Raw genomic sequence first — 26527 nt, forward strand, 5'->3', positions numbered from 1 at the left:
ATGGGGAATTAAATGGCTGAGATCCGTAAATTATCAGCAATTTTAAGTAATCAAATTGCTGCTGGTGAAGTCGTCGAACGACCAGCATCGGTCGTCAAAGAATTAGTGGAAAATGCACTTGATGCGCATGCGACACAAATTGAAATCAATATTCAAGATGCTGGCGTAAAGCATATTCAAGTGGCAGACAATGGTGACGGAATTGCTCGCAATCAAGTTAAATTAGCCTTTCAATCCCATGCCACCAGCAAAATTAATTCGACGCATGATTTATTTAATGTGCAGACATTGGGGTTTCGCGGCGAAGCACTCGCCAGTATTGCGGCCGTAGCTAAGGTACAAATGACGACTAGTACTGATGGAGCCAGCGGAACGTTTTTAGAGGTTCAAGGTGGAACTTTTCAAGAACCGCAAGTGGTGGCTGCTAGTCAAGGAACAACGATTGTCGTCAATGATTTGTTTTATAATACACCAGTGCGTTTGAAATATATTAAGACTCTCAATACCGAATTAAAACAAGTGATTGACGTTGTGAATCATCTGGCTTTAGGACACCCGCAAGTCGCTTTAACATTGACTAATGAAAAAAAGACGTTAGTACGGACTTCTGGTAACGGTGATCTCAAGCAAACAATGGCGGGAATTTATGGCCGAAAAGTGGCTGCTGATTTAATCACATGTCAGGGCAGTGATGCTGATTTTCAAATTCAAGGGTACATCTCATTACCAGAACAAACCCGAGCTAATCGGAATTATTTGTCCATTTTGATTAATCAGCGCTTTGTTAATAACTTTCAATTAAGTAAAGCGTGGTTAGCCGGGTATGGCTCCAAGTTAATGGTTGGTCGTTATCCCATGGGGGTGTTGACAATTACCACCGATCCCTTATTAGTTGACGTGAATGTCCATCCAACTAAAAGAGAAGTCCGGCTTAGTAAAGAACAACAATTAGCGAATTTAATTGAGCAAACAGTGTCTCAGGCGTTAGGTCAATTAAATCTGATTCCAGAAGCAGTTTCAAAAACAACAACAGTAGCACCGTCTACCCTTCAAAATTTTAATCAGACCAATTCATTTTTACGAGAACCACCGCAAACACCAGTTACTAGTAAAACTGATTTTATCAAACCCGGAGCAATTCATTTACAAGAAATATTTCAAGATCCTCACCATTTACATCAATGGGATCAGACGATGCGACAGATTGCCCAACAAGATCAAGCTCAAACTCAAACAATTAGTGTACCCAAACAAAATGAACCAACTGCTGCCCCGATGCAAGCTGATCAATTAATTTTAACGGAGCAAAAGTTTCCTAATTTACAATTTTTAACGCAAATTCATGAGACTTATTTAGTCGCCCAAAGCAGTGATGGTTTTTATTTGATTGATCAACATGCCGCGCAAGAACGAGTTAAATATGAACAGTTTCGACAAAAAGTGGGGCAAGTTAGTGCCGATCAACAAAAATTATTGGTGCCGTTGATTTTGGACTATTCAAATGCTGATGCCGTTAGTGTTAATGCACATTTAGAGTTATTACACGAAGTGGGGATTGAAATTGCACCTTTTGGGCAGAACAGTTTTGTAATTACTAGTCATCCCACTTGGATTGGCGTTGAGCAAGAAGAACAAACTATTCGGGAAATAATTGATTATATTTTACAAGACGGTAAAATTAAAATAGCAGATTTTCGTGAACAAACTGCGATTACAATGAGCTGTAAACTATCTATTAAAGCAAATCATCATTTAGATCAAAAGCAAGCGCAAGCCATTTTGGATCAATTATCTCAAGCCCAAAATCCTTATAATTGTCCACATGGGCGCCCAACTTTGATTCACTTTAGTGATGCAGATATTCAAAAGATGTTTAAACGAATTCAAGATCCCCATCAATCAAGACGTTTTAAGTGAGGTTTTAGTGTGTTTGAGTATTTTCAAGGAACGATAACTTATATCTATCCCACCTATGTTGTATTAGAAGTACAGCAAATTGGCTACCATCTGTTGGTGGCTAATCCCTATCGTTATCAACAAGGCGAAACCATTACACTTTATATTCAACAAGTAGTGCGCGATAATGATCAGTCATTATATGGTTTTTATGATTTGTCTGAAAAACAACTCTTTTTGCAATTAACTTCAGTTTCCGGAATTGGTCCTAAAAGCGCGCTAGCAATTTTAGCTGATGATGATCATTCTGGTTTAGTGGAGGCCATTAGGACTAATGATGTTAAATTTTTAACCAAATTTCCGGGGGTAGGCAAAAAAACCGCGCAACAAATTGTTTTGGATTTAAAGGATAAATTACCACAGGAGTTAATTCCGACCAATGTAACCAATTTATTGGATCATGCAACGCCCACGATTGATGACGTTGCTTTTAGTGATGGCTGGGCAGCACTACTGGCTTTAGGATATTCAACTAAAGAACTACAAAAAATTGAAGCAGAGTTACGAAAAATTGAAGCGGACAGTGCGGGAGATTACGTCCGCGCAGGTTTGAAATTATTACATTAAGTGAGGTGACTAAATGACGGCAGATGAACATTTAACTGGTGATCAAGTTTTAAATGAGCAAGAAGCGGTCGTTGAACAATCATTACGGCCACAGACGTTAAAACAGTATTTGGGACAAGTGAAAGTTAAGCAAGAATTAAGTATTTATATCCAAGCAGCCTTAGAGCGGCAAGAAGCACTAGATCACGTCTTACTTTATGGTCCTCCCGGCTTAGGTAAGACAACTTTGGCTTTGGTGATTGCCCATGAATTACAAGTAAATTTGCGTTCGACGACAGGACCATCAATTGAAAAGCCTGGTGACTTAGTCGCTATTTTAAGCGAGTTGCAAGCGGGGGATGTCTTATTTATTGATGAGATTCATCGTTTACCCAAAAATATTGAAGAAATTTTATATTCGGCAATGGAAGATTTCTATATCGACATTGTTGTTGGTCAAGGAGCTGAGGCTCACGCTATTCATTATCCTTTGCCACCGTTTACTTTAATTGGTGCTACGACAAGAGCGGGTCAATTATCATCGCCGTTAAGAAGTCGCTTTGGAATTGTTGAGCATATGGCTTTCTATAATGAAACAGAATTAACACAAATTGTGCAGCGTTCAGCCCAAGTCTTGGCAGTCAAAATTACAACTGCTGGTGCTCATGAATTAGCACGGCGCTCTCGTGGTACTCCGCGTGTGGCTAATCGTTTGTTAAAACGCGTGCGTGATTTTATGCAAGTCGCTGCTAAACCACAAATTGACCAAGAATTAGCGGCTTGTGCACTGGATCAATTGCAAGTTGATGATCAGGGTTTGGATCAAACTGATCGTAAACTTTTATTGATGATGATTAATTTATATCAAGGTGGTCCATTAGGAATTAAGACGATGGCAGTTAACCTCGGTGAAGAACAGGAAACGATTGAGACAGTCAATGAACCTTATTTATTGCAACAAGGATTTTTAAAGCGGACACCGCGGGGGCGGGTTGTGACGCCTAAAGCGTACGAACACTTAGGAATTCCATTAACTAAAGGAGAACAATAATTTGTTAACACTAGAAGATTTTGACTATCATTTACCACACGAATTAATAGCGCAAACACCAATTAAAAATCGGGATCAATCGCGGATGCTCGTTTTAGATCATCAAACCGGCGAATATCAAGACCGACATTTTTATAATATTTTAGATTATCTAAAGCCAGGCGATGCTTTGGTAATGAACAATACCAAAGTTTTACCAGCACGTTTGTATGGTATTAAGGCTGATACACAGGCTCATTTGGAAGTTTTATTGTTGAACAATACAGAAGGTGATGACTGGGAAGTTTTGATGAAGCCCGCTCGGCGAGCACCGGTAGGCACAGTTGTGGAATTTGGTGATGGTCGTTTAAAGTGTACCGTCACCAAAGAATTAGAGCATGGTGGTCGGATGGTTCATTTTGACTATGCGGGCATTTTTATGGAAATTTTAGAACAATTAGGTGAAATGCCACTGCCACCCTACATTAAAGAAAAACTGGCTGATCCTAACCGCTATCAAACCGTGTATGCCAAAGAAGAAGGCTCTGCGGCGGCACCAACAGCGGGTTTACATTGGACTAAAGAGTTATTAGATCAAGTTAGTGCCAAGGGTGTTAAATTAGTTTATCTAACTTTACATGTAGGACTTGGAACATTTCGTCCAGTTTCCGAAGAAAATATTGATGATCACCAGATGCACAGCGAATTTTATCGCTTAAGCAAAGAGGCAGCTGCTACTTTGAATGAGGTTAAAGCTCAGGGCGGTAAAATTGTCGCCACCGGAACGACTTCGATTCGCACGCTAGAAACGATTGGGACGAAGTTTGATGGTCAAATCAAAGCTGATAGTGGTTGGACCGATATTTTCATTAAGCCAGGTTACCGTTGGCGGATTGTTGATGAATTTATTACTAATTTTCATTTACCAAAATCAACTTTAGTGATGTTAGTAGCTTCATTTACTGGTCGGGAAAATATTTTAAATGCTTATCAACATGCTGTGGAAGAAAAATATCGTTTCTTTAGTTTCGGCGATGCCATGTTTATCAAATAAGACGGTGACTAGAAGCGTTGTCAAGTTTAAAACAAAGTTAGTTAGTAATAAGGTTTGTAATAATCCTAAAAGAAATTTGGAGTTTATATGGAACAACCAATTAAGTATCGTTTAATTAAAAAAGAAAAGCATACAGGTGCGCGCTTAGGTGAGTTAATCACACCGCATGGAACCTTTGAAACGCCAATTTTTATGCCTGTAGGAACGCAAGCTAGTGTTAAGACAATGGCTCCCGAAGAATTAAAAACAATTGGCGCTTCCGTGATTTTAGCTAATACGTATCATCTTTGGTTACGTCCGGGTTCTAAGCTGGTTCGTGAAGCTGGCGGTTTACACCAATTTATGAACTGGGATCGGGGAATTTTAACTGATTCGGGTGGCTTTCAAGTCTTTTCCTTAGCTAAACGGCGTGGAATTAGTGAAGAAGGCATAACTTTCAAGAGTCATCTCGACGGTCGCAAAATGTTTTTATCTCCCGAAAAAGCCATTCACATTGAAAATGATTTAGGTCCAGATATTATGATGAGCTTAGATGAATGTCCACCTTTTTTTGAATCGCATGATTATTTAGCTAAATCAATTGCGCGCACGACTCGTTGGGCTGAACGTGGTCTAAAAGCTCATCGTAATCCACAAAGTCAAGGGATTTTTGGTATTGTGCAAGGGGCGGGTTTTAAAGATTTGCGCCAGCAGAGTGCTAAAGATTTAGTGTCTTTAGATTTTGCTGGTTATTCTATCGGTGGTTTATCTGTTGGTGAATCGAAAAAAGAAATGAATCAGGTGCTGGATTACACGACGCCTTTATTACCGGAAAATAAACCGCGTTATTTAATGGGGGTAGGAACTGCTGATTCTTTAATTGATGGTGTTATTCGCGGCATTGATATGTTTGATTGTGTATTGCCTACCAGAATTGCTCGGAATGGAACTTGTATGACTTCCAATGGGCGCTTAGTAGTGAAAAACGCTAAATATGCCCACGATTTTGGACCATTAGATCCAAACTGTGATTGTTATGCTTGCAAAAATTATACTAGAGCTTATATTCGCCATTTGTTGCAAGTTGACGAAACATTTGGCATTCATTTAACCAGCTATCATAATTTATATTATTTAGTACATTTGATGGCTCAAGTGCGCCAGGCCATTCGTGATGATAGTTTGTTAGATTTGAAAGAACAAGTTTTTGAACAGTATGGTTTTAATCAAAAAAATGCAAAGAATTTTTAGTTAAATCTGTGGCTAACTGCCGAGCTTGGGAGCGCCAAAATTATGGACAGCTAGTGCTAAATTCTTAGTTAAGAGTGGGTATGTAGTAGCTAATTTTGGATAAAGTTAGGCTCGGTATTAAAAAGTGGCTAATTTTAAGAGGTTTCTTTTGTAGAAATTTGAGACTTTAGTGTTCACTAAGGGTCATTGTTTGTTAAAATAATAATTAAAAATAAGTCAGAGGTGGAGTAATTGAATTTATTAGCAGCAAAAGCTAGTGGTAATGGTAACATGATGTTGTTATTGTTCTTTGTAGTTTTAATCGTTTTGATGTACTTTACAATGTGGCGTCCTCAGAAAAAACAACAAGAACAACGTCAAAAAATGTTGGGTCAATTAAAAGTTGGTGATCCAGTAATTACAATTGGTGGTTTGTACGGAACCATTGATACCATTAATGAAGCAGAAAAAACAATTGTTTTAGATTGTGATGGGATCTATTTAACGTTTAATCGTTCAGCAATTAGAAGTATTAATAAAACTACTCAAGGGTCTGCAAAATCAGTAGCTAAAACACAAACAACTAATTCAGACGCGACCAAAGAAGTTTCCCAGACTTCGACTGAACAAGTTGAAGCTTCAGATAATGAAACAACCAAGCAAGTAGACGAACAAGATAAGTAATTTTGTCAAATGAGACTGTGACTAAATAAGGTTGTTAGCTGGGCTGATTAAGACTAAGTTTTTAACTGGAAAAATTAGGACAGTCTTTGTTTTGAATTAGACAAAGTTGTGCGTAAGAGTAGAGATAAAATGAGAATAAGAGGCTGGGAAAAAAGTTATTTAGCAGTTGCATACTGACTAGATTAAATTTTTAAAATTGAAGGTTTAATTTTGTTGGACAACAAACTGTTGGCTTTTGGAACACAATAAATGATTAATGTTCAAGTAATTCTACACCGAAGGTGAGCGTTAATTTTATTGTCCCAGCCTCTTATTTGTGTAAAAGGAGCTAGGACAAAAAGTTTTTTTCGTAGATTTAGATGAAATTTCTCTTGTTTATGGTGCTTAACAAGTCAGAAGTTAGTGCGCAACTTCTGACTTGTTTTACAATATCTCGTATAATTTACAGAAGTGTTTGTACTTAACTTGAATGTTTCATTTATTTTTGGATAATAAATTTAGAAAGATTTACTTGTGTGTCAAACAAGCTTAAGATTGAACAAGACATTATCGAGATTAGTAATCATTCTCTTTCAAGCTAGTGTACAATAAAATAAGATAAAAAAATGAGGTATTAATAATGCAGGAAAAACGTGTGATTTTTATTATTTTTGGTGGTTCAGGCGATTTGGCGCACCGTAAATTGTATCCTGCTTTGTTTAAACTTTATTTAAAAGGATATTTACGAAACCATTTTGCAGTTATTGGAACGGCTAGACGTCCTTGGAGTCATGATTATTTTCGGCAAACTATTTTACAATCAATTGCTGATGAAACAGTTGACCGGGATCAAGTTGATCAATTTTTGCAGCACTTCTATTATCAATCGCATGATGTTAACGATGCTGAACATTACATTGCTTTAAAACAATTAGCGCAAAAACTAAATGATCAATATGAAGCGGAAGCTAATCAAATTTTTTATATGGCAATTGCGCCTAAATTTTTTGGTTTGGTGGCCAAACACATTGAGTCTGAACATCTATTGACCCCAAACGGTTTTAATCGTTTAGTAATTGAAAAGCCTTTTGGCCGCGATTTAAAGAGTGCCCAGGAATTAAATGATAGTATTGCAGCCACTTTTCAGGAAAATCAGATCTATCGAATTGATCATTATTTGGGCAAAGAAATGATCCAAGCCTTACCAATTATTCGCTTTACCAATCCGATGTTAGAAGCCGTTTGGAATAAAAAGTATATTAATAATTTTCAGATTACTTTATCGGAAACTTTAGGGGTTGGCGATCGGGCCGGTTATTATGAAACGGCCGGTGCTTTGCGCGATATGATTCAAAACCATGCATTACAAATTTTGGGATTATTGGCAATGGAAAAACCGCAAGAATTCACATCTGATGCAGTGCACCAAAAGAAAGGTGAATTATTTTCTCAATTAAAGCTGTACTCAGCCCAAGAAGTTGATGAAAACTTTGTTCGTGGTCAATATGACACTGATAAAAAAGGTTATCATCGCCCATATCGCTCGGCTGATGGTGTAGCAGATAATTCTGAAATTGAGACTTTTATTGCTGGTAAAGTTCAAATTGATAATGATAATTGGCGTGGTGTTCCTTTTTATGTTCGTTCAGGTAAAAGATTACGGCAAAAAGCGACGCGTATTGATATTGTTTTTAACGCGCAAGCAGATAACATCTTTGCCAAAGTTTTACCCGAGCAAATTCGTCCTTGTCGTCCGGTATTAACAATCCTAGTTGAACCGACTCAAGGTCTACAATTAAGCTTAAATGCGACCACACCGGGTGAAGGATTACGCAATTCTTTGAAAACATTAGCTTTCCAAGAATCTAATGAAACTATGGTTAATTCTCAAGAAGCTTATGAAAAATTGCTACTTGATATTTTATTAGGCAACCAAACAAACTTTACTAATTGGCAGGAACAGTACTATACTTGGCGTTTTATTGACCGAATTCGTCAGCGTTTCGATCAAGTTAAGCCGAAATTTCCTAATTATTATAGTAATAGTTTTGGACCGCAGTCGAGTGTTGAACTTTTGACCAAGGATGGCAATGAATGGATCTGGAGTTTAGATAGTTTTGAGTTCTGATTTTTTAGAATTGCCTTTGGTTATTAACGATCAGCGGCAAATTCTTCATGTTGATATGGACGCTTTTTATGCTTCAGTTGAAGAAAGAGAACATCCAGAATTTAAGCAAAAAGCCCTCATTATTGCTCGTGATCCGCGCAAACATAACGGACATGGGGTGATTACTACTGCTAATTATCGTGCTAGACGTTACGGAGTTCATTCGGCCATGCCAGCAATTAAGGCTGTTGAATTGATTCCGGCAACGCAGTTACAATTTACAGATCCTAATTTTCAGTTATATCGTCATGTTTCAGACCAAATTCATCAAATTTTTGCTAAAATTACATCTAAGTGGGAACCGGTAGCCTTTGACGAAGCTTATCTTGATATTACCGAAAATAATTTGCATAATCCGGACCCTATTGCCGTGGCAACAATTATTCAACGAACGATTAAAGATTCGTTACATTTAACTTGTTCAGTGGGTATTTCTTATAATAAGTTTTTGGCGAAGATGGCTTCAGATTATGCTAAGCCTTTTGGGCGAACGGTCATTAGTAGTGATCAAGCAACTAATTTTTTGGCGACATTGCCGTTAGCTAAATTTCACGGTATTGGCAAAGCAACCCAAGCTAAACTAGAAAAAGTTAATTTGACTACTGGAAAACAATTACAGCAAGTATCATTGCAATTTTTGACGCAGCTATTGGGAAAGACGGGCTTTATTTTGTATCAAAGGTTGCATGGAATTGACGATCGCCTTGTTAGTTCACAGCGACAACATAAATCCATTGGCAATGAGCGTTCATTTGATCGACCTATCTTTAGTGAACAAGAAATTGCCCAAGTGTTAGAAAAACAAGCTGAACAAGTAGCTCAACTTTTAAAACAACGGCAATTACATGGACAAACAGTAGTGCTAAAGGTTAGAACGATGGAGTTTGTCACATATACACGCCGCAAAACATTATCAAGTCTAACTAATGATGAACAAGTGATTTATCAAACTAGTCAAGAACTTTTGGCGAGTTTAGCTTTGCGTAATCAACCTTTGCGGTTGCTGGGTATTACCATGACAAATTTGATGCCGCAAGACTTTGAAGAAATTGAATTATTTTAATTTTCAGTTGCTAAGCGACTTTGTTCACAGCTTAAAAATTGCGTTCACAAAGTCAGAAGTTTGTGTTTAACTACGGTCAAAGTCTCAAGTTAAAGTGCAAACTTAAGCCTTTTACCTAGGTTAAGCCTCAACTTCTAAGCGACTTTGTTCACAGCTTAAAAATTGCGTTCACAAAGTCAGAAGTTTGTGTTTAACTACGGTCAAAGTCTCAAGTTAAAGTGCAAACTTAAGCCTTTTACCTAGGTTAAGCCTCAACTTCTAAGCAACTTTGTTCACAGCTTGAAAATTGCGTTCACAAGACCAGAAGCAAGCATCTAACTACAACTCATCATTCAAGGCAAAGACCGACTTAAATTCTGAGTTTAAGTTAGCTTATTGCTTCTAAACGGTCTTGTTCACAGCTTATAATTTAGGAGGAGTATATGAATACATTTGGAGAAATTATTACCAAAATTAAGCAGTATGATCGAATTATTATTCACCGCCATGAAAATCCTGATCCTGACGCATTAGGATCACAATTAGGTCTAGCAACTAGTATTCAAGCTGCTTATCCTGATAAAACGGTCTTACTAGCGGGGGGATCGGTCGGTGATTTAGATTGGATCAGTACCATGGATCAAGTTAGTGATCAACAATATCAAAATGCATTAGTGATTGTAGTTGATACAGCTAATCAACCGCGAATTAGTGATCAGCGGTTTAATCAAGGCAATTGTTTGATTAAGATTGATCATCATCCGAATGTTGATGCGTACGGTGATTTACGTTATGTTAATACGAGTGCTTCTAGTTGTTCGGAAATTATCGGGGACTTAATCAATAGTGCGGGTTCTGATTTACTTTTTACAGATCAAACGGCGCGGGCATTATACGCAGGGATTGTTGGTGATACAGGTCGTTTCATGTATCAAGGAACGACTTCTCATACTTTAATGTTGGCTGCACAATTGATTGGTTATCAATTTGATGCTGCGGCTTTGAACCGGAATATGGGGCAAATAACGTTAGAACAAGCCAAATTACAGGGCTATGTCTTTGAACATCTGGAGATTTCTAAGAATGGTGTAGCTAAAGTGATTCTACCAGCCGAGTTATTACAACAACTAGGTTTACAACAAGCTGATGCGCACGTTGTAGTAACAACTCCCGGTCGGTTAAAAAATGTTCAAGCTTGGGTAGTGGCCGTTGCTAAGACCGATGGAACTTATCGAATTCATTTGCGTTCCAAAGCGGTTATTATTAATGATATTGCTGCTCAGCATGATGGTGGTGGTCATCCCTTAGCTAGCGGTGCTAATGCGCAGGATTTAGCTGAAGTTGAAACTATTTATCAACAATTGCAAGCTAAGATGGATCAATAATAATTAAAGAAAATTTGAGGTTAAAATTATGGCTAATTTTACGGATTATCATTTGGCAGAGTTTCTTAATCAAGCGCTTGATGAGATTCATTTTCAACAGCCAACTAAAGTTCAACAGGCAGTAATTCCAGTGGTACAAAAGGGTCGTGATGTCATTGTTCAAGCCCAAACTGGCAGTGGCAAAACGCATGCTTATCTTTTACCATTAATCAATCAATTGACTTCCGAGCGCCAGGTGCAGCTTTTAATCACTGCGCCTAGCCGAGAATTAGCTTACCAAATTCGGGAAGATACCCAACAATTGATTGCAAATAGTCCACTAGATTTGCATATTGGTTTATATGTTGGGGGGACGGATAAATTAAAACAAGTTCAGCACTTAAAACAGCACCAGCCCCAAATTGTGATCGGGACGCCCGGACGAATTTGGGATTTGATTCGTAATCAGGCATTGTTAGTTTATCAAGCTAAATATTTTGTGCTGGATGAAGCTGATATGACGCTAGATATGGGCTTTTTAAAAGACGTTGATCAAATTGCTAGCAGTTTACCTAAAAAATTACAAACATTAGTTTTTTCGGCTACGATTCCGGATAAATTACAACCATTTTTGAAAAAATATTTGTATGAACCGGAATTTATTAAACTAGCAGTTCCGACCGTAATTGCGCCCAATATTACTAATTTAGCAATCTTTACTAGAGGACGGAATCGGCAAGAAGTTTTGTATCAAGTTCTAACTTTGGGGCAGCCATATTTAGCCTTAATTTTTGCAAATACGAAAAAAACAGTCGAAACAATTTTTAATTTTTTGAAAGCTAAGGGTTTAAATGTTACCCGAATTCATGGCGATTTGACGCCTCGGGAACGTAAACGTACGATGAAAGCTATTGAGCAAATGGAGTACCAATTTGTTGTAGCCTCAGATTTAGCGGCGCGTGGCATTGATATTCCTGGAGTTTCCCATGTAATTAACTATGAAATCCCCGCTGATGATGATTTCTTTGTTCATCGTGTGGGACGAACTGGCCGGAACCAATTAGCGGGAACGGCGATCACACTTTATGATCCTGATGAAGAAGAACGTCTAGAGCATTTAGAAACCTTAGGAATTAAATTTGCAGCTAAAGAAATTAAAAATGGTCAATTAGTGGCCACTCATCAACATGATCGGCGCCAACAAAGAAATGCTTCGCAACACCAATTGGATCCGACTTTGGTCGGTTTAGTTAAAAAAGAAAAGAAAAAGAAAAAACCTGGTTATCGAAAAAAGATTAAACAAGCAGTTGATCAAGATCGGCGTCAAAAGCGAAAATTAGAACAACGTTCACAGCGTAATCAACGTAAAAAAATGCGTAGACAGCAAAATGTTAATAAATAATTGAATTTTCAAAGAAATTATTAGATAAAAAATTGACTTTCTTTTAATTTGAAATTATCATTAAACTTAATTGGATATGTTAAATTAAAACTGTCATCAGCGAGGGTAAGGTTGGTGGAACTTACCTGACAAGCTAGTTTAATGCTCCCAACGTTTAAATTTTAATATTAATAATGAAGTGGCAAACGACAAAATCGTTGCAATCAAGGTGGTACCGCGCTCTGTGGCGTCCTTTGGAAGCAATGATTTTGTTTTTTTATTTTAAAAAAGAATGGAGTAGTTAAATTATGAAGCAAATGACGAGTGCGCAAGTGCGCCAAATGTTTTTGGACTTTTTTGAACAAAAAGGCCACACAGTTGAACCCAGTGCCTCACTAGTACCAAAGGATGATCCGACTTTACTATGGATTAATTCAGGTGTTGCTACCATGAAAAAATATTTTGATGGTGAAGTAATTCCGAAAAATCCCCGTTTAGTTTCGGCTCAAAAAAGTATTCGGACTAATGATATTGAAAATGTTGGTCATACTGCGCGCCACCAAACATTTTTTGAGATGTTGGGTAATTTTTCAGTCGGTGACTATTTTAAAGATCAAGCTGTGGCTTGGGCTTGGGAGTTATTAACGAGTCCCGAATGGTTTGATTTTGATAAAGAAAAATTATATGTAACGGTTTATCCGAAAGATCAGGCAGCTTATGATTGTTGGATTAAACAAGGTGTTAGCCCAGAACATATTTATAAAGTAGAAGATAATTTTTGGGATATTGGTGTGGGTCCGTGCGGACCCGATTCCGAGATTTTTTATGATCGTGGTCAAGCCAATAATGATGTTGCAGAAAATGACCCGGAAAATTATCCTGGTGGTGAAAATGCCCGGTATTTAGAAATTTGGAACATTGTCTTTTCTGAATTAAATCATTTACCGAATGGTGAATATGTGGATCAACCGCATAAAAATATTGATACTGGCATGGGGTTAGAGCGGATTGTGTCGGTCATTCAAGATGCACCAACTAATTTTGAAACAGATTTATTTCTTCCAATTATTCATGCGACGGAAAAAGTAGCGGCCGCTAAAAAATACGGTCAAAATCCAGTGGATGATATTTCCTTTAAAATTATTGCTGATCATGTGCGAACTGTCAGTTTTGCGATTGGTGACGGTGCTTTACCTTCCAATGAAGGTCGGGGCTATGTTTTACGGCGCTTAATTCGGCGAGCAGTTTTGAATGGTCATAAACTGGGCATTAAAGGTTCATTTTTAAGTGAATTAGTACCAGTTGTTGGGCAGATTATGAATGACTATTATCCAGAAATTTTAGAACAATTGGACTATATTCAAAAAATCATTGCGAGTGAGGAAACGCGGTTTGCGGAAACTTTAAATGATGGTTTAGCTTTATTAAATGAAACGATTGCCCAAGTTAAATCTCAGGGTAGTGATCAAATTAGTGGGGCAGCTGCTTTTAAATTATTTGATACCTATGGTTTTCCGTATGAATTAACAGTTGAATCGGCCCAGGAACAAGGCCTAAGTGTCGATCGCGCCGGATTTGATGAACAAATGGAACAACAAAAAGAACGCGCACGAAAAGCCCGTGGTCATCAACAATCCATGGGCAATCAAGATCAATTACTAATGAGCTTGAAAGTTTCCAGTGAATTTGTTGGTTATGACCAGATGAGTATTGACGATGGTTGCTTGGAAGCAATTGTGGTAGCGGACAAAATGGTTGATGAAGTAGCTTCTGGTCAAGCACAATTAATTTTTGATCGTACGCCTTTTTATGCAGAAATGGGCGGACAAGTAGCCGATATTGGTGTGATTCAAGATGCTAACGGGAATACCGTAGCGCAAGTAACTGATGTTCAACACGCCCCCAATGGACAAAATTTGCATTTTGTTGACGTTAAAGCTCCCTTAACTAAGGGGCAAAAATATCGTTTAGCAATTGACCAAACGTTCCGTAAAAAAGTTCGGCGTAACCATACAGCCACGCATTTACTGGATCAAGCTTTGCGCAATGTTTTGGGTGATAAAACACATCAAGCTGGTTCTTTGGTTGAACCCGATTATTTGCGGTTTGATTTTACAAGTCTAGATCGCTTAACTACTGCACAATTGCAACAAATTGAACGGATTGTCAATGAACAAATTTGGCAGGAAATTCCTGTTAAGACGATTGAAACTGATTTAGAGTCAGCTAAAAAATTAGGCGCTATTTCCTTATTTGAAGATAAGTATGGCGATCAAGTACGTGTGGTTAAAGTGGCTGATTTTTCTATGGAATTCTGTGGGGGCACACATGTGCAAAATACAGCAGAAATTGGCATGTTTAAGATTATTTCCGAAACGGCCATTGGTTCAGGTGTGCGCCGGATTACAGCAGTTACTAGTCAAGAAGCTTATGAAGCTAGCCAAGAGCAACAAAGTTATTTACAACAAATGCAACAAGAATTAAAGGTTAATCAATTAAAGGCACTGCCAGAAAAAGTTGGGCAATTGACTGCCGAATTAAAACAAACTAAGCAACAATTACGGGATTTGAAAGCTAAATTGGCTCAACAAGAAGCAGGTAGTTTGTTGGATCAGGTGGAACAATTAGGTGATTTAACAGCGATTATTGCCCAAGTTCCGGATACCGGAATGAATGAATTACGCCAAATGGCAGATACTTGGAAACAAGATCCTAAATCAGATCTATTAGTTTTGGGGACTAAAAATGGTCAAAAAGCCAATTTGCTAGTGGCTGCTAAGCAAACGGCAATTGAGAAAGGTTTAACGGCTAACCAATTGATTAAACAAATTGCGCCGAAAATTAACGGTGGCGGTGGCGGCCGTGATCAATTAGCTCAAGCTGGTGGCAAGGATGCAACGGGCTTAGAAGCAGCACTAACGTTAGCCAAAAAGACCATTTCACAAAACTAATTGCTATTAATCGTCTTCTTCTTAAAATTGCATTTTCTGGATTGATATCTTTTACTCCAGTTAATCGTGTAGATTTTATTACTGAAGTTGAGGACGTTAGAGTTATGATTGGCGGTTAAGGTTATTTTTTCAAAGCTTAATACTGATAGTGTTGAGCTTTTTTTGTACCCTTAAAGGTTAGCAATTTCCGCCAATTAAGTATTCTGATATTAATTAGATATTTAAAACATTGATAGATGAATTGTGAATGATTGAAAATACCAGAATTTGTCTTCCCCCAATGTACTTAGCCTTCATTGATTTTAAATCAGGCAAGTTAAGTCTATTTTCAGAAGCTCGACCTTTGATGCTGATGTAGTTACAAACTATGATATAATAATAATTTAAAAATAGATTTGTAATTAGATTTATTTTTGAAAGTAAGCAAGGAGTCACTTTCTTTTGCTGTCATGATGAATTGCTTCTAAGCTTAAATGTGTTAACATTTAAGTTAGAGCTCAAAAACTGAGAGTTCTAAAAAATGATAAAAATATGGGTTTGGAACAAGCCTTGGTTAATTAGGATAAACCGCTACTAAATTATAAGTCAGATTTTAGCAAGTTAAATCTGTTTCCAGAAGCTCGGCACATTAGTTCCGATGTAGTTCACGGGTATGATAAGGATTATAAAAAGAGGTGTAAGCTTGTGAGTTCTTTAGATAATACAATGAGCTTTGATTTTAATGAAAGTCGAAGACAAGACGTTCGCGATACTTTACGGAAAGTTTATAAAGCACTAGAAGATAAAGGATATAATCCAATTAACCAAATTGTTGGTTATCTGTTATCAGGTGATCCAGCTTATATTCCACGCTATAATGATGCACGTAATTTGATTCTAAAGCATGAGCGTGATGAAATTATTGAAGAATTGGTTCGTTATTATTTAGAAAATGGTGATCAGCTTTGAGAATTATGGGCTTAGATGTTGGCTCCAAAACTGTTGGTGTAGCTGTAAGTGATTTGTTAGGCTGGACGGCTCAAGGCGTAGAAATTATTCGAATTGATGAAGACAAAGAAGAATTTGGCCTAGAGCGTTTAGCACAATTAGTTGAGCAGTATCAAGTTGAAAAATTTGTAGTTGGTTTACCTAAGAATATGGATAACTCTGAAGGCGAACGCGTTCAAAAATCTCAAGAGTATGGTAAAATGATTGCTACAAAATTTAATTTACCAGTAGACTATATTGATGAACGCTTAACGACAGTACAAGCCCAACGCATGCTAATTGAAGAAGCTGATATTTCACGTAATAAGCGTCATAAAGTTATTGATGAAGTTGCAGCAATGATGATTTTACAAAATTATTTAGATCGCTTGGCCTACCAAAAGGCTAATCCACAATAGAGAGGTTAACTAATGAACGGCAATCCCGAAAATATTGATCAAGAACTTGTTTTAAGTGATGATCAAGGCAACCAAGAAGTTTATAAAATTTTATTTACCTTTGATTCTGACGACTATGGTAAATCCTATGTTCTAATGTATCGTGCAGCACAAGAAGATGACGATGAAATTGAAATTCAAGCGTTTAGCTTTATTCCAGATGAAAATGGTAATGTAACTTCTGGTGATTTGATGCCAATTGATGATGACGACGAATGGGAAATGGTTCAGGAAGTTTTGAATACTTTTTCTAATGATGACAATAACGCGCCACAATAAATTTTATAACGATCAGGTGTCAGAATGTTAAGTGGATTAATAATTCTAACTTTAGCTTATGGAATTTATGCTGGAATTAGAAGAGGTTTAGCACTACAAAGTGTTTATACAATTGGTTATTTAATTAGTATGTTGCTGGCTTTTAGCACTTATCGGTGGTTAGGACCTAAATTGGATTTAATTGTTCCATATCCTTCAGCTTCTCCCCAAAGTTATTTTGCTTTTTTTAGTCAACGGGTTCGGTTAAGTTTAGATAATTCCTTTTATTTAGGATTTGCTTTCTTAGTGATTGTCTTTGGTGGTTGGTGTGTAACCAGAATTGTCGGCGCATATTTTAATGATTTAACCTATATTTCTTTTGGCGGTGAATTTAACCGCCCGTTAAGTGGAATATTGGCTTTAGTTTGTAATTACGTAGGAATCTTTATGATTTTATATGTTTTGGCCTTAGTTCCGGTGGCTGGATTACAGAATTCTTTGAATAATTCGGCTATTGCTGCAACAATGATTCGTTATTCGACGGGTTTAACACGTTTGTTTACTAATTTATTAATTGGCGTTTTATAAAATTGCAGTCTCAAACGTTTACTATGATTAAAATAAAAGCCGGAAGTATAATTGATACTTTCGGCATTTGTTGTAGTTAAAATTAATTTCTAAAAATCAGGCGGGGATAAAAAGAATTTTTCGTAAATTTAGACGAAAATTTTATAGTTAGTGCTCCAAGTTCCTGACTTTGCTCAACCGCACAGTGCTATTTGGTATTGATGATAATGTATTCAAAGAAGGAAGAGATAAATGAATCACCGAATTTTAACAACTTTAGAGTACGATAAAGTTTTAAAAATGTTGTCCAACTTTTTAATTACCGAACCCGGAAAAGTTCAATTACAACAACTAGTTCCCCAAACCGCATTGAAAGCAGTTCAACGCTTATTAGAACAAACAGCCGATGTGGTCAAATTAGATCGCTTAGCTCAAGCTTTACCGATTGAACCGATTAATGATTTGCACGCAGAATTGAAACGCTTAAAGATCGGTGCCATTTTAAATGGTAGTGAATTATATCAAGTTAGTGCCGTTTTACAAGTGACTAATCAATTAAAGTCTTTTTTTGATCAACTGCGGGTGGATGGGGTTGCTCTTCAGCAACTGTACACTTATGCTGAGCAATTACTAACTTTGGCCAGTGTTAATGAACGTTTGCAACGCTCGGTTGATGAACAGGGAAATTTATTAGATGAAGCCGATCCTGAGTTAAAACGAATCCGACGCACGATTAATCATTCCCAACAAAAAGTTCGGGAGCAAATGGATCATTATTTACAGGGAAATAATCAAAAATATTTAAGTGAAACGTTGATTACAATCCGTGACGGTCGTTTAGTCTTACCAGTCCGCCAAGAGTCGCGCAATCATTTTGGTGGGGTAATTCATGATCAAAGTGCGAGTGGCCAAACCGTCTATGTTGAGCCGCAAAGCGTGATTAGCCTCAATAACACAATTCAAGAACAGCAAGCTTTAGAAAAACAGATTATTCAGCGAATTTATCGTCAATTAAGTGATTCATTACGGCCGTACTTGACGGAAATTAAAAACAATGCGGCAATTATTGGTAATTTAGATTTAATTCAAGCTAAAGCTCAGTTGTCCAATCAATTAAAAGCTACTCAACCGGAAGTAACAACTGATTACGTGATTGATTTAAAACAAGCGCGTCATCCTTTAATTGATCCACAACAAGTGGTTGCTAATACAATTAGTTTAGGCCAAGATTATCGCAATTTAATTATTACTGGTCCGAATACTGGTGGTAAAACCATCACGTTGAAAACCGTGGGGTTATTACAATTAATGGCTCAGTCAGGCTTGTTTATTCCAGCCGATGATGGTAGTAAAGTGGCAGTCATGACAGAAATTTTTGCGGATATTGGTGATGAGCAGTCTATTGAGCAAAATTTGAGTACTTTTTCCTCACATATGGATAATATTATTCAAATTATTCCACAGTTAACAAAATCCAGTTTGGTTTTATTGGATGAATTAGGGGCAGGGACGGATCCTAAACAAGGAGCGGCTTTAGCAATTGCCCTTGTGGAAGCGATGAGCCAGAGCCACTGTTCGTTAATGGTGACGACGCATTATCCCGAATTGAAATTATTTGCCTACAATTATCCGCAAACAATTAATGCTTCCATGGAATTTGATGTTCAGACTTTAAAACCCACCTACCGTTTGCTAATTGGAATTCCAGGAAGCAGTAATGCGTTTGATATTGCCCAGCGCTTAGGTATGCAGACCAATATTGTCCAGCGAGCACGCCAGTTACAAAGTGGTGCGGATCAGGATTTAAATGAAATGATTGCGGATTTAGAGCAGCAACGCAAAAAATTTGAACAGCAATATGACCAATACCAAGCCAAGTTTGTTGAAGTGCAAACAAAAGAGCAATCCTTGCAACAAGCCCAAGAACGCTTAGAGCAACAACAAGACCAGATTTTGAACCAAGCTAAGCAAAAAGCCAACCAATTGGTCGAACATTCACAACAACAGGCCGATAAAATCATTCATCATTTACATCAATTACAACAGCAAGCACCACAAGTAATTAAAGAGGATCAAATTATTTCGGCTAAAACTGATTTGAAGAATTTACATCAAGATCCGATCTTGCGGAAAAATAAAGTTTTGCAACGCGAAAAAAGAAAGCAACAAATTAAAGTTGGTGATGATGTTCATGTAGATGAATATGGGCAAGACGGAGTAGTTGTTGGTCAAGATAAAAAAGGCAACTTTGAAGTGCAGTTAGGCATTATCAAAATGACACTCAAACCAGAACAGTTAACGAAAGTTAAATCATCGAAGCCACAGACCCAAGCTCATTTTTCACAGAAACGCGCCCATAGTCATGTTGCCTTGAAATTAGATTTGCGAGGGGAACGTTATGAAGAAGCGATGCATGATTTAGAGCAATATTTAGATGCTGCTTTAGTAGCGGGCTATGGGCAAGTAACAATTGTTCACGGTTTTGGTACTGGCGTGATTCGTAAGGGCGTGCAAAAGAAACTGCGGCAAAATCCGCGTGTTAAATCATTTGCTTATGCGCCGGCCAGTTCAGGTGGTCAAGGAGCAACTATTGTTAAGTTTGGGTAAAAACTTTGTTGAGGACTTTAGTAGCAGTTTAAAAATTGTGCTCACAAAAGCAGCAACTTGCGTCTAACTACGAATAATTTTTCAAGTTAAAGACCAACTCAAAAGATTATTCTAGGTTATACTCAGTCGCTAACCGCTTTTGTTCGCAGCTTAATAATTGCGCTCCAAGAAACAAAAGTTTGCGTCTAACTACAACTGACAATCAAGCCAAATTCGGGCTTAATCGTCAGTTTAGGTTAAGTACTCAACTTTTAACCGTTTCTTGTCGCAGCTTGACTTTAAGCACTTAATTTGTGTATTATGCTAGAATTGTTATAATCATTTATGGAATTATTAAAGGAGATGAGCTCATGGTTGATAGTTTAACAGATCAAGACTTTGAGAACGAAACTAAAGACGGTTTAGTCTTAACTGACTTTTGGGCAACCTGGTGTGGTCCTTGTCGGATGCAATCACCAGTTGTAGAAAAATTGTCTGACCAATATGATGATGTTAAGTTTACTAAAATGGATGTAGATGCTAATCCTAAAGTGCCAGAACAATTTGGAATTCGGGCAATTCCAACTTTGATTTTGAAAAAAGATGGGCAAGTAGTAGAAACTTTAGTTGGTTATCAAAGTGAAGATCAATTAAAGCAAATTATTGCTAAGCATTCGTAATTTTAAATTTTAATAATCCAATTGAAAGAGGCTGGGATAAAAGTCGTTAAGTTTTAAAAATAATTATCGACTTTTAAGAAGCAATAATGAATTAATATTCGTATGATTTTTTGCCGGTACGTTTATTAATCTTAATTGTCCCCCAGTCTCTTTTTTTAACTTTTAGTTTAAAATTTATTTTTAAAAATAATGCGTTATAATATGTGTGTTTAATTTTTTAAGTCTGGAGAAATTTTATGTTCAAAAAAATTTGGCATCATCCGACTGTGCGATTTATTCTATTGACTTTACTGTATTTTCTCATCATTATGGCTTTAGTTTACTTGTATAGTTATTCCGGAATTAATAATAGTAAATTTATCTATAATGAATTTTAGGGGGAAGTATTTTGAGTAAAACAATAACTAATCTTTTGACGACCATTGATCAAATTGCTCAAGGTAATACAGCCACTTGTTATCAAGATGAAAGTGGTCAGCACTCTTATCAAGAGCTATATGATAACAGTCAACAATTAGCAGCTTATTTACAAAGTTTAGATTTACCAGTGGGAGCACCAGTTATTATTTATGGGGATCAAAGTTTTTTAACTGTGGTAACGATGTTAGCCAGTGTTAAAGCTGGTCATGCTTATATTCCGGTGGATGTGCATTCGCCCAATGAGCGTTTACTTCAAATTAGTGAAATTGCGCAACCAGCCGCAGTCATTGGCGTAAAAGAGTTGCCAGTTACTTTAGATATTGTTAACGTCACACCAACGCAAATTCAGACGGCACTAACAGTACAGCAGCCACCGTTAGATCCTAGTTTGAGTGTTCAAGGTGATGATAATTTTTATATCATTTTTACTTCTGGAACTACCGGTGTACCTAAGGGGGTGCAAATTAGTCACAATAATTTGTTAAGCTACGTTAACTGGATGTTAAGTGATTTTGATTTACCACAAAAAGTTCGGTGCTTATCACAGCCACCATATTCCTTCGATTTATCGGTGATGGATTTATATCCCACTCTAACTTTAGGTGGTTGTTTAGTGGCCTTAGATCAAGCAACAACTGATAATTTTGGCAAATTATTTCAAGTTTTGCCAACGTTACAATTACAAGAGTGGGTATCCACCCCGTCATTTGTCGAATTATGTTTATTAGATAAGAATTTTGATCAGCAGCATCATCCCGATTTAAAACATTTTCTTTTCTGTGGCGAAGAATTGACGAATAGTACGGCTAAAATATTGTTACAACGCTTCCCCCAAGCACAAATTTTTAACACTTACGGCCCAACAGAAGCTTGTGTAGCAGTGACGGCTATTGAAATTACGCCACAAATTGTGGAGCAATATGCGCGTTTGCCTATTGGTTATGCTAAAGCAGACACGGAGGTAACGTTAGTTGATGAACATAATCAACCAGCTGCTGCAGGCGAATTAATTATTAGTGGTCCGAGTGTGTCTAAGGGTTATCTCAATAATCCCGCGAAAACGCAACAAGCTTTTGTGCATCAAGCAGAGCGTTTAGCTTATCGTTCTGGGGATTTGGCCACGATCAATGCGGATGGCTTGTTATTTTATCGGGGGCGCACCGATTTTCAAGTTAAATTACACGGTTATCGAATTGAATTAGAAGATATTGATCAAAATTTGGCGGCCTTACCCCAAGTTGAACAGGCCATTACGGTACCGCGTTATGATAGCCAACAAAAAGTTAGTCAGTTAATTGCTTTTGTAGTGTTAAATCAAAAGGTGGCGGATCCTAATGCTAAGCTAAAAGAAGAATTAGCCCAAAATGTCATGTCGTATATGATTCCGCAACGGATTGAAGTCCGCGACGCGTTACCCAAAACCGCTAATGGCAAGATTGACCGGAAGGCTTTAATTGCTGAGGTAAATCATCATGCCTAATGTGCAACCTTACCAAAATCCGCAATATTTTATTTTATTATTAATTTTACTCCTACCCTTAATGATTGGTTTGTATCATGGTAAACGCTGGCGTTGGTATGAGACTATAGTGTCATTACTATTTTTAATTTTAATTTTTGATAATGATAAATTAAAACAAGGGCTCGCTTTAATTGGCTATACGATTATTCAAGTAATTATTGTTGCCAGTTATTGTCATTATCGAACTAAAAAAGACTCGCCCAATAAATTTGGAGTATTTGCACTAGCTGTGGCATTATCCATCGTGCAAGTGGTGCTGGTTAAATTTACACCATTGTTTGATAACGGCCGTGATTCGATTGTAGCATTTTTGGGTATTAGTTATTTAACGTTTAAAACGGTCGGCATGCTCATGGAAATTCGGGATGGTGCGATTAAAAAATTTAATTTAAGTAAATTTTTACACTTTTTATTGTTCTTTCCCACCTTATCGTCTGGTCCGATTGATCGTTATCGTCGCTTCATTAAAGATTATGACAATGTTCCCAGTCAAGAACAATATGTTGAATTGATTGGCAAAGGACTGCATAATTTATTTTTAGGTTTTTTATATAAGTTTATTTTGGGTTATATTTTTGGTACAGTTATGTTACCGCGACTGGAACATTTAGCCTTGTTGCAACGTAATGGCCATTTTTTAGGCCTTTCACTTTATGTGATTGCAGTTATGTACTGTTATAGTATGTATTTGTTCTTTGATTTTGCGGGCTATAGTTTATTTGCGATTGGGACGAGTTACTTGATGGGCATTCAAACTCCCGTTAACTTTAATAAGCCATTTTTGGCGCCCAATATTAAAGAGTTTTGGAATCGATGGCATATGAGTTTGTCATTTTGGTTCCGTGATTATATCTATATGCGTTTTGTTTTTTGGGCAATGAAACATAAATTGCTGAAAAGTCGGGTGGCAATGGCCAATATTGGTTATTTGCTGTTATTTGGCTTAATGGGTATTTGGCATGGCGAAACTTGGTATTATATTGTTTATGGTTTATTCCATGCCACACTTATCATCATTACGGATGCTTGGCTGCGCTTTAAGAAAAAACACCGTGAGCAGTTGCCATCAAATCGTTGGACGAAGGCGTTGGGGATTGTTCTAACCTTCAATACCGTTTGCTTTAGCTTTTTGATTTTCTCTGGTTTTTTGGACCAGTTATGGTTTAATTAGACAAACAGTTTTTAAAAAAGACTTAAAATAAAAAGGGGATTTTATTATGGATATTAAAACAACAGTGTTAGACATTTTAGCAGATTTAACTGGAACAGATTCTGTGAAGGAGAATTTAGACGAGTCCTTATTTGATAGTGGCTTATTAGATTCTATGGCCACCGTGCAATTGTTACTAGAATTACAACAGCAATTAGAAATTGATGTGCCCGTTTCAGAATTGGAACGCAGTGAATGGGATACACCAAATAAAATTATTGCGAAGGTTGAAAGCTTGAGAAATGAGTAACTTTAAAAAGTTAATCAAGATTATTGCGCCGATGTTAACGGCCGGCTTCTTAGCAATCATTGTCTTATATGGTCCCTGGAAGTTGCCCGCTCCTAGTCCAGCAACTGTGGAAAAAGCGGCTACTTCATTATCAGCTAATGTTTTGCGAGGGGATCAAATTAAAGATCGCGCCTTAGATGACGGTTATTTAATGTTTATGGGTTCATCGGAATTGTCACGTTTTGATACATTTCATCCCGCCGTTTTGACGCACAAGTATCAACGGGGGTATCAACCATTTTTATTGGGTGCTCCGGGTACACAGTCGTTGACGCATTTTTTTTCTGCACAAGCCATGGGTAAACATTTAGATCATAAACGCGTAGTGGTGATTATTTCACCCCAATGGTTTGTGAAAAAAGGCGTTGACCCCAATATGTTTGATTATTATTATTCCAAACAACAAGCCACTTATTTTATTAATCACGCCCAGCCCAAAACTGAAGCTGATCGCTATGCAGCCCAACGCTTACTAGCAATGCCTTCAGGGAGTGCTGATGAAAATGTTGAGAGTGCTTTAAAAAATATTGCGGCGGGACAATCGATTAATGCTGAACAAAAATTTTTGATTAAAAATTTAGCCAGCAAAAATTTACAACATCAAGATCAATTATTTACCCGCTTTTTTATCAAAGATCGCCGCGGTTTGATTGACGAGCATTCCCGCGCTTTGCCTAATCAATATAGTTATCCGCAATTGGATATTATGGCGGGCAACTTGGGTAAGGAACATTCAACTAATAATGTTTTAGGAATTGATAACAAGTTTTACAATCAAAAACTTCGCCGGTCAATTGCTGGTTTAAAGAATAGTCAGACACATTACACTTATGAATATGGTCCTGAATATTCAGACTTTCAATTGTTATTAAATCAGTTTAAAAAGCACGATGTTACTCCCTTATTCATTATTCCGCCGATCAATAGTCAGTGGATGGCCTATACGGGCTTAAAAGAAACGATGTTGGCTAATTTTGACCGGAAAATTTCTTATCAATTACGGGTGCAAGGCTTTGATAAAATTGTTGACTTGCATAATGACGGTGATATTCCGTACTTTATGCAAGATACTATCCACTTAGGTTGGCGTGGTTGGGTACGTGTTGATCAAGACGTTAATCACTTTGTTAAACAGCGCCAAACACAACACCCTAAATATCACTTGCATGACTATTTTTACACGAAGGATTGGCAGCAACGTCAGCCAACTACTATTTCAAAACGTTATATCAATAATTAAAGTTTAACAATGCCCACTAATTAGTTTTTGAACAGACTAATTGGTGGGTTTTTTGCTGGAAATTAAGAGAAAAATTCTGGTAGAAATTCGATACTTAAAATTCATTGTAGTATACTGTAAGCTTAAGTATTAACGATAATTTAAGGGTGAAGGTGTGTGCTGATGGATAATCGACCAATTGGTTTTTTAGATTCAGGAGTGGGCGGTTTAACGGCAGTTAAAGCCGCCTTAAAATTACTACCGCATGAGAGTTCTGTCTTTATTGGTGATCAAGAACGGTTGCCATATGGTCCGCGGCCACCTCAAGAAATTCAGCAATTTACCAAACAGCTAGTGGATTTTTTAATTAAGCAAGATGTCAAAGCAATTTTAATTGCTTGCAATACTGCGACGGCAGCGGCTTTGCCACTCATGCAGCAATTAGTTTCAGTACCAGTTTTTGGGGTTATTAGTGCTGGTAGTCAAAAAGCGGTAACCACTACCCAAAAAACGCAAATTGGTTTGATTGCCACTCAAGGAACGATTGACTCACAAGCGTATGAACAAGAGCTGATGAAGCTGCAGCCCCAGTTACACATTTGTGGAGTACCAGCACCGAGTTTCGTCACTTTAGTAGAGCAAGACCAGCTGGCTAGTGAACAGGCCAAAAAAGAAGTTGCGCAAGTCTTAGAGCCTTTTAAAAAGCTAGACTTAGATACCCTAATTTTAGGTTGTACCCATTTTCCGTTATTAGGACCGTTAATTCAAGATTTTCTGGGGTCAAAAGTTCAACTAATTGATGCAGGAGCGGCCGCTGTGGAAAATTTGCAAGAATTTTTACAACAGCAAAAGTTAACGGCTAGCCCGAACCAAATGGCTCATCATCGCTATTATACGACGGGCGACCCGCAAGCTTTTCAGCAAATTGCCCAACAATGGCTACAACAGTCCGTTGTGGTGCAAAATGTTCAGTTAAAGGAGGGATAACG

At 37.4% G+C, this 26527-nt stretch carries 23 protein-coding genes; all 23 read left to right on the forward strand.

All coding sequences use genetic code 11. The annotated features are described in order from the left end of the window. Positions 1 to 12: 12 nt before the first annotated feature. Positions 13 to 1917, forward strand: a complete 1905-nt coding sequence (gene mutL, locus AC3B7A_RS06810) for a DNA mismatch repair endonuclease MutL (RefSeq protein WP_489755372.1) — start codon at positions 13 to 15, stop codon at positions 1915 to 1917. A 9-nt stretch (positions 1918 to 1926) separates the two neighbouring features. Then, positions 1927 to 2523, forward strand: a complete 597-nt coding sequence (gene ruvA / locus AC3B7A_RS06815) for a Holliday junction branch migration protein RuvA (protein ID WP_489755373.1) — start codon at positions 1927 to 1929, stop codon at positions 2521 to 2523. Between the two features lie 13 nt (positions 2524 to 2536). Beyond that, positions 2537 to 3553: a Holliday junction branch migration DNA helicase RuvB gene (gene ruvB / locus AC3B7A_RS06820; RefSeq protein WP_489755374.1), complete on the forward strand. Its 1017-nt coding sequence runs from the start codon at positions 2537 to 2539 to the stop codon at positions 3551 to 3553. Between the two features lies 1 nt (position 3554). Continuing rightward, entirely contained in the window at positions 3555 to 4586 is a 1032-nt protein-coding gene (queA, locus tag AC3B7A_RS06825) for a tRNA preQ1(34) S-adenosylmethionine ribosyltransferase-isomerase QueA (RefSeq protein WP_489755375.1), read from the forward strand. Between the two features lie 87 nt (positions 4587 to 4673). Beyond that, a complete protein-coding gene (gene tgt / locus AC3B7A_RS06830; RefSeq protein ID WP_489755376.1) occupies positions 4674 to 5816 on the forward strand; it encodes a tRNA guanosine(34) transglycosylase Tgt in 1143 nt (380 codons plus the stop codon). A 231-nt stretch (positions 5817 to 6047) separates the two neighbouring features. Then, entirely contained in the window at positions 6048 to 6479 is a 432-nt protein-coding gene (gene yajC / locus AC3B7A_RS06835; protein WP_489755377.1) for a preprotein translocase subunit YajC, read from the forward strand. A gap of 619 nt (positions 6480 to 7098) precedes the next feature. Further along, positions 7099 to 8586 carry a glucose-6-phosphate dehydrogenase gene (zwf, locus tag AC3B7A_RS06840; RefSeq protein WP_489755378.1) on the forward strand — a complete coding sequence of 496 codons (1488 nt, stop codon included), beginning with the start codon at positions 7099 to 7101 and terminating at the stop codon, positions 8584 to 8586. After that, a complete protein-coding gene (gene dinB / locus AC3B7A_RS06845) occupies positions 8576 to 9688 on the forward strand; it encodes a DNA polymerase IV (protein ID WP_489755379.1) in 1113 nt (370 codons plus the stop codon). The genes zwf and dinB overlap by 11 nt, the downstream gene beginning before the upstream one ends. A gap of 422 nt (positions 9689 to 10110) precedes the next feature. After that, the gene (locus AC3B7A_RS06850) at positions 10111 to 11052 is read left to right on the forward strand and encodes a DHH family phosphoesterase (protein WP_489755380.1); all 942 of its coding nucleotides are present in this window, start codon (positions 10111 to 10113) and stop codon (positions 11050 to 11052) included. A 28-nt stretch (positions 11053 to 11080) separates the two neighbouring features. After that, positions 11081 to 12433, forward strand: coding sequence for a DEAD/DEAH box helicase (locus AC3B7A_RS06855; protein WP_489755381.1), 1353 nt, complete (start codon positions 11081 to 11083; stop codon positions 12431 to 12433). Between the two features lie 287 nt (positions 12434 to 12720). Beyond that, positions 12721 to 15363, forward strand: coding sequence for an alanine--tRNA ligase (alaS, locus tag AC3B7A_RS06860; RefSeq protein ID WP_489755382.1), 2643 nt, complete (start codon positions 12721 to 12723; stop codon positions 15361 to 15363). A gap of 684 nt (positions 15364 to 16047) precedes the next feature. Continuing rightward, entirely contained in the window at positions 16048 to 16311 is a 264-nt protein-coding gene (locus tag AC3B7A_RS06865; RefSeq protein ID WP_489755383.1) for an IreB family regulatory phosphoprotein, read from the forward strand. Further along, positions 16308 to 16748, forward strand: coding sequence for a Holliday junction resolvase RuvX (ruvX, locus tag AC3B7A_RS06870; RefSeq protein ID WP_489755384.1), 441 nt, complete (start codon positions 16308 to 16310; stop codon positions 16746 to 16748). Before AC3B7A_RS06865 ends, ruvX begins: the two co-directional genes overlap by 4 nt. Positions 16749 to 16760: 12 nt before the next feature. After that, positions 16761 to 17066 carry a DUF1292 domain-containing protein gene (locus AC3B7A_RS06875; protein WP_489755385.1) on the forward strand — a complete coding sequence of 102 codons (306 nt, stop codon included), beginning with the start codon at positions 16761 to 16763 and terminating at the stop codon, positions 17064 to 17066. A 24-nt stretch (positions 17067 to 17090) separates the two neighbouring features. Continuing rightward, a complete protein-coding gene (locus tag AC3B7A_RS06880) occupies positions 17091 to 17633 on the forward strand; it encodes a CvpA family protein (RefSeq protein ID WP_489755386.1) in 543 nt (180 codons plus the stop codon). A 231-nt stretch (positions 17634 to 17864) separates the two neighbouring features. Further along, positions 17865 to 20219, forward strand: a complete 2355-nt coding sequence (locus AC3B7A_RS06885; RefSeq protein WP_489755387.1) for an endonuclease MutS2 — start codon at positions 17865 to 17867, stop codon at positions 20217 to 20219. 350 nt (positions 20220 to 20569) lie between these two features. After that, positions 20570 to 20878, forward strand: a complete 309-nt coding sequence (gene trxA / locus AC3B7A_RS06890) for a thioredoxin (protein ID WP_489755388.1) — start codon at positions 20570 to 20572, stop codon at positions 20876 to 20878. 236 nt (positions 20879 to 21114) lie between these two features. Further along, a complete protein-coding gene (locus AC3B7A_RS06895; protein WP_489755389.1) occupies positions 21115 to 21255 on the forward strand; it encodes a teichoic acid D-Ala incorporation-associated protein DltX in 141 nt (46 codons plus the stop codon). 11 nt (positions 21256 to 21266) lie between these two features. Continuing rightward, positions 21267 to 22778 carry a D-alanine--poly(phosphoribitol) ligase subunit DltA gene (dltA, locus tag AC3B7A_RS06900; RefSeq protein ID WP_489755390.1) on the forward strand — a complete coding sequence of 504 codons (1512 nt, stop codon included), beginning with the start codon at positions 21267 to 21269 and terminating at the stop codon, positions 22776 to 22778. Then, positions 22771 to 23991, forward strand: a complete 1221-nt coding sequence (dltB, locus tag AC3B7A_RS06905) for a D-alanyl-lipoteichoic acid biosynthesis protein DltB (RefSeq protein WP_489755391.1) — start codon at positions 22771 to 22773, stop codon at positions 23989 to 23991. The genes dltA and dltB overlap by 8 nt, the downstream gene beginning before the upstream one ends. A gap of 46 nt (positions 23992 to 24037) precedes the next feature. After that, a complete protein-coding gene (gene dltC, locus AC3B7A_RS06910; protein ID WP_489755392.1) occupies positions 24038 to 24280 on the forward strand; it encodes a D-alanine--poly(phosphoribitol) ligase subunit DltC in 243 nt (80 codons plus the stop codon). Continuing rightward, positions 24273 to 25559 (forward strand): D-alanyl-lipoteichoic acid biosynthesis protein DltD, encoded by a 1287-nt coding sequence (dltD, locus tag AC3B7A_RS06915; RefSeq protein ID WP_489755393.1) that lies wholly within the window; start codon positions 24273 to 24275, stop codon positions 25557 to 25559. The genes dltC and dltD overlap by 8 nt, the downstream gene beginning before the upstream one ends. Positions 25560 to 25721: 162 nt before the next feature. After that, on the forward strand, positions 25722 to 26525 hold the full coding sequence (gene murI, locus AC3B7A_RS06920) for a glutamate racemase (protein ID WP_489755394.1): 804 nt from the start codon (positions 25722 to 25724) through the stop codon (positions 26523 to 26525). The last annotated feature ends 2 nt before the right edge of the window (positions 26526 to 26527 follow it).

The sequence above is a fragment of the Bombilactobacillus sp. ESL1202 genome, from assembly GCF_058107125.1.

Excerpts from the sequence above, each read along its gene's own strand:
- mutL (WP_489755372.1), top strand. The coding sequence starts at position 13 with ATGGCTGAGATCCGTAAATTATCAGCAATTTTAAGTAATCAAATTGCT.
- ruvB (WP_489755374.1), top strand. The coding sequence starts at position 2,537 with ATGACGGCAGATGAACATTTAACTGGTGATCAAGTTTTAAATGAGCAA.
- tgt (WP_489755376.1), top strand. The coding sequence starts at position 4,674 with ATGGAACAACCAATTAAGTATCGTTTAATTAAAAAAGAAAAGCATACA.
- zwf (WP_489755378.1), top strand. The coding sequence starts at position 7,099 with ATGCAGGAAAAACGTGTGATTTTTATTATTTTTGGTGGTTCAGGCGAT.
- AC3B7A_RS06850 (WP_489755380.1), top strand. The coding sequence starts at position 10,111 with ATGAATACATTTGGAGAAATTATTACCAAAATTAAGCAGTATGATCGA.
- AC3B7A_RS06855 (WP_489755381.1), top strand. The coding sequence starts at position 11,081 with ATGGCTAATTTTACGGATTATCATTTGGCAGAGTTTCTTAATCAAGCG.
- alaS (WP_489755382.1), top strand. The coding sequence starts at position 12,721 with ATGAAGCAAATGACGAGTGCGCAAGTGCGCCAAATGTTTTTGGACTTT.
- AC3B7A_RS06875 (WP_489755385.1), top strand. The coding sequence starts at position 16,761 with ATGAACGGCAATCCCGAAAATATTGATCAAGAACTTGTTTTAAGTGAT.
- AC3B7A_RS06880 (WP_489755386.1), top strand. The coding sequence starts at position 17,091 with ATGTTAAGTGGATTAATAATTCTAACTTTAGCTTATGGAATTTATGCT.
- AC3B7A_RS06885 (WP_489755387.1), top strand. The coding sequence starts at position 17,865 with ATGAATCACCGAATTTTAACAACTTTAGAGTACGATAAAGTTTTAAAA.
- trxA (WP_489755388.1), top strand. The coding sequence starts at position 20,570 with ATGGTTGATAGTTTAACAGATCAAGACTTTGAGAACGAAACTAAAGAC.
- AC3B7A_RS06895 (WP_489755389.1), top strand. The coding sequence starts at position 21,115 with ATGTTCAAAAAAATTTGGCATCATCCGACTGTGCGATTTATTCTATTG.
- dltB (WP_489755391.1), top strand. The coding sequence starts at position 22,771 with ATGCCTAATGTGCAACCTTACCAAAATCCGCAATATTTTATTTTATTA.
- dltC (WP_489755392.1), top strand. The coding sequence starts at position 24,038 with ATGGATATTAAAACAACAGTGTTAGACATTTTAGCAGATTTAACTGGA.
- dltD (WP_489755393.1), top strand. The coding sequence starts at position 24,273 with ATGAGTAACTTTAAAAAGTTAATCAAGATTATTGCGCCGATGTTAACG.
- murI (WP_489755394.1), top strand. The coding sequence starts at position 25,722 with ATGGATAATCGACCAATTGGTTTTTTAGATTCAGGAGTGGGCGGTTTA.